This is a genomic window from Zoogloea sp. (assembly GCF_041904905.1).
GTDB lineage: Bacteria > Pseudomonadota > Gammaproteobacteria > Burkholderiales > Rhodocyclaceae > Zoogloea.
This window is the reverse complement of sequence record NZ_JAYRMI010000122.1, coordinates 1-3421: the sequence shown is the minus strand read 5'-3', so window position 1 is coordinate 3421 and position 3421 is coordinate 1. Positions and strand designations below refer to the sequence as shown.

At 66.6% G+C, this 3421-nt stretch carries 2 protein-coding genes and 1 pseudogene; 2 read left to right on the top strand and 1 reads right to left on the bottom strand.

Annotated features, from left to right (window positions below; all coding sequences use genetic code 11):
• Positions 1 to 874: AMP-binding protein (locus ACE3N6_RS19010; protein WP_374247392.1), on the bottom strand; the 874-nt coding region annotated here is incomplete at its 3' end.
• A 327-nt stretch (positions 875 to 1201) separates the two neighbouring features.
• Here ACE3N6_RS19010 and mshL point away from each other — a divergent pair.
• Entirely contained in the window at positions 1202 to 3067 is a 1866-nt protein-coding gene (gene mshL, locus ACE3N6_RS19005; RefSeq protein ID WP_374247391.1) for a pilus (MSHA type) biogenesis protein MshL, read from the top strand.
• A pseudogene (locus tag ACE3N6_RS19000) lies at positions 3064 to 3421 on the top strand (hypothetical protein); the annotation flags it as partial. The gene mshL and the pseudogene ACE3N6_RS19000, both read left to right, overlap by 4 nt.

The following is a 3421-nucleotide window of genomic DNA, read 5'->3' as shown; positions in this document are numbered from 1 at the left end:
ACTTCATGGTGAGGATGGCGTGCAGCAGGTAGCCGCCGGTGGAGTGCTGGACGCCCTTCGGCTTGCCGGTGGAGCCGGAGGTGTAGAGCAGGAACAGCGGATGTTCGGCTTCAACCCATTCCGGCTCGCAGGTGTCGGCCTGGCTGGCGAGCAGCTCGTCGGCCCAGATGTCGCGGCCGGCAACCATGGCGGTCTCGCCGCCGGTGCGCTTGACGACCAGGACGCTCTTGATGGACGGGCAGCCGCTGGCCAGCGCTTCGTCGGCGATGGACTTGAGCGGCAGGGCCTTGCCACCGCGGTTCTGACCGTCGGAGGTGATGAGGGCCACGGCGCCGGCGTCGTTGATCCGGTCGGCGAGGGACTGGGCGGAGAAGCCACCGAAGACGATGGAGTGGGTGGCGCCGATACGGGCACAGGCTTGCATGGCCACCACGCCCTCGACGGACATCGGCAGATAGATGACGACGCGGTCGCCCTTCTTGACGCCGAGGCTCTTGAGCGCGTTGGCAAACTTGCAGACGCGGCCGAGCAGGTCGCTGTAGGTCACCTTGGTGACGTCGCCCTTGTCGCCTTCGAAGATCAGCGCGACCTTGTCGCCCAGACCGTTCTTGACCTGGCGGTCGAGGCAGTTGTAGGAGACGTTCAGCTTGCCGTCGGCAAACCACTTGAAGAACGGGGCGTTGCTCTCGTCGAGCACCTGGGTGAACGGGGTCTGCCAGTCGATCAGTTCCTTGGCACGCTTGCCCCAGTAGCCTTCGTAGTCCTGGGCGGCTTCCGCACAAAGCGCCCGGTACGCTTCCATGCCCGACACGGCAGCGTTCTTCACCACCTCTTCAGACGGATAGTAGAGCTTCTGGGTGGTTTCGTTCGTCATTTTTCACCTCTCCTCGTGTTTATATGAGTGTGCAACGTTGGATGCTCTGAAACCTTGCTGACGGGGGGACGAAGGCCTTGCGACTGGGCATCACCGTTGTTGTTCTTGTCCGGTGCTTCGGCCCTTGATCCGGCAGAGATTAGAGTCGATCAATCTTACACATGACTTACACCCTTGTAAGGCTTTTTCCTGCAAAAACCGGCTCGAATCACCCGCCCGGCGCCAGGCCTATCGACAAGCCTGCGCAATCGATGAAGATATCCACCCCGCCGGGAAATATTTTGGCATAAAATCAGGAGCTATAAAAAAAGACATAAAGATACGCCAATGAAATCCGCCCTCTGGCTCAACTGCGCGCTGGCATTTGCGATCGCCGGATGCTCCTCCATGCCGGCCAGCCCGCCGTCGTCCGCCCACATCGGCGCACCTCAAGCCCCGGCCGCTGCCGACGGCATACCGCCCCTGGTCGACGATCTCCTGCCCCTGCCCCGGCCAACCCCCGCCCCGCCGGCCGAAACCTACTCGGTCGTGGTCAACAATCTGCGCATCCAGGATCTGCTGTTTGCCCTCGCCCGGGATGCCCGCATCAACATCGACATTCACCCCGGGCTCACCGGCACGGTCACCCTCAACGCCATCAACCAGACCCTGCCCCAGATCCTCGCCCGCGTCGCCCGTCAGGTCGACATGCGCTACGAACTCGACGGCGGCAACCTCGCGGTGATGCCCGACAGCCCCTTCCTGCGCACCTACCGCATCGACTACGTCAACCTCAGCCGCAGCATCTCGGGCACCGTCTCCACCAACACCCAGATCGCCACCAGCGGCACCGCCGGCCTGCACGCCTCCGGGGCCGGCTTGCCCGGCGGCACGCCGATCACCGGCGGCAACGTCTCGGCAACCCGCATCGAGAACACCTCCCGCAACCAGTTCTGGGATTCTGTCGAGAAGAACCTCCGCGACCTCCTCCGCGAAACCGACAAGCTCCTCCCCGAAGGCTCCAGCGAGACCGTCGTCGAGAACCTCGAAACCACCACCACCACCGGCACCGGACTCACCCCCGCCGCCCCCACCGGCCGCACCCGCACCGCCCGCAGCCCGCAGCCCCAGCCCGCCGGCAGCTTCGCCGCCAGCCCCAACCCGGCAGCCATGCAGAACGCCACCACCACTGTGGTGCACAAATCCACCTTCCGGGAAGCCGCTTCGGTGATCGCCAACCGCGAGACCGGCGTCGTCACCGTTCGCGCCACCGGCCGTCAGCATGAAAAAGTGCGGGAGTTCATCGATCAGGTGATGTCGGCCGCCCGACGGCAGGTGCTCATCGAAGCCACCATCCTCGAGGTGGGCCTGTCCGACACCTACCGCCAGGGCATCGACTGGAGCCGCATCCTCGCCAGCGGCACCCGTTTCGGCCTCACCGGCCCCAGCCTGGGCACCAGCACCGGCAACGCCACCTCCCCCTTCAGCGCCACCTACCAGGGCGCCAACGGCGTCGACGCAACGATCCGCCTCCTCGAAGGTTTCGGCACCGTCAAAGTCCTCTCCAGCCCCAAGCTGTCCGTGCTCAACAATCAGACAGCGGTCATCAAGGTGGTCGAAGAGTTCGTCTACTTCGCGGTCCGGGCCGACACCACCCAGACCACCAACGCCGGCGCCCTCACCACCGTCACCACCACCCCGCAGGCCGTCTCCGTCGGCCTCGTCATGACGGTCACGCCCCAGGTCAGCGAAGCCGACGAGGTCATCCTCAACGTCCGCCCCACCATCTCCAGCATCGCCGATTTCCGGCGCGACCCCAACCCCAACATTCCCACCAACATCGCCAACCTCGTCCCCCAGATCCGCACCCGCGAGATCGAATCCGTACTGCGCCTGGGCGACGGCGAGACCGCCATCCTTGGCGGGCTGATGGAAGACCGCATCGACTACAAGACCGGCCGCGTCCCGCTCGTCGGCGCCATCCCCCTGCTCGGCGAACTCTTCACCAACCGCGACAACGCCATCCAGAAGACCGAACTGGTGATCTTCCTGCGCCCGGTGGTGGTGCGCGAACCCAACTTCGTCGCCACCATGCCGCACCTGCGCAGCCAGTTGCCCGCGCCCGGCTTCTTCTCCGACGGCCCCCGCCCGGGCAGCCGCAATTTTCCGGCACCGCAGCCGGATGCACCGGCGTCCCCAAGCCTCACGCCATGAACCCGCAGCCCGACACCCTGCCGAAGGCCGCCGACACCCGCCTTCCCCGCGGACCCGCGCCAGCGCCCGGCGCGCTCCAACTCACCCCCATCGACCTGCCCGTCGATCCGCCGGTCACACCCGACCCGGCCCTCAGCCATCCCCCCAACCAGCCCACACACCCCAACGCCGCCCCGGGGCGTCCGGCGCTGCCCGACTGGCGGCTCACCGCGCTCTTCGCCGGCCTCGGCGCAGCGCTGGCCGGCATCTGGCTGACCCTCATCGCCCCCTTCGCCGCGCCCCTCGGCACCCCGCACCGCCCCAAATCCCCCGGCGACGCCCCCCCCCCCCCCGCCCCCTACCCCCCACACCCCC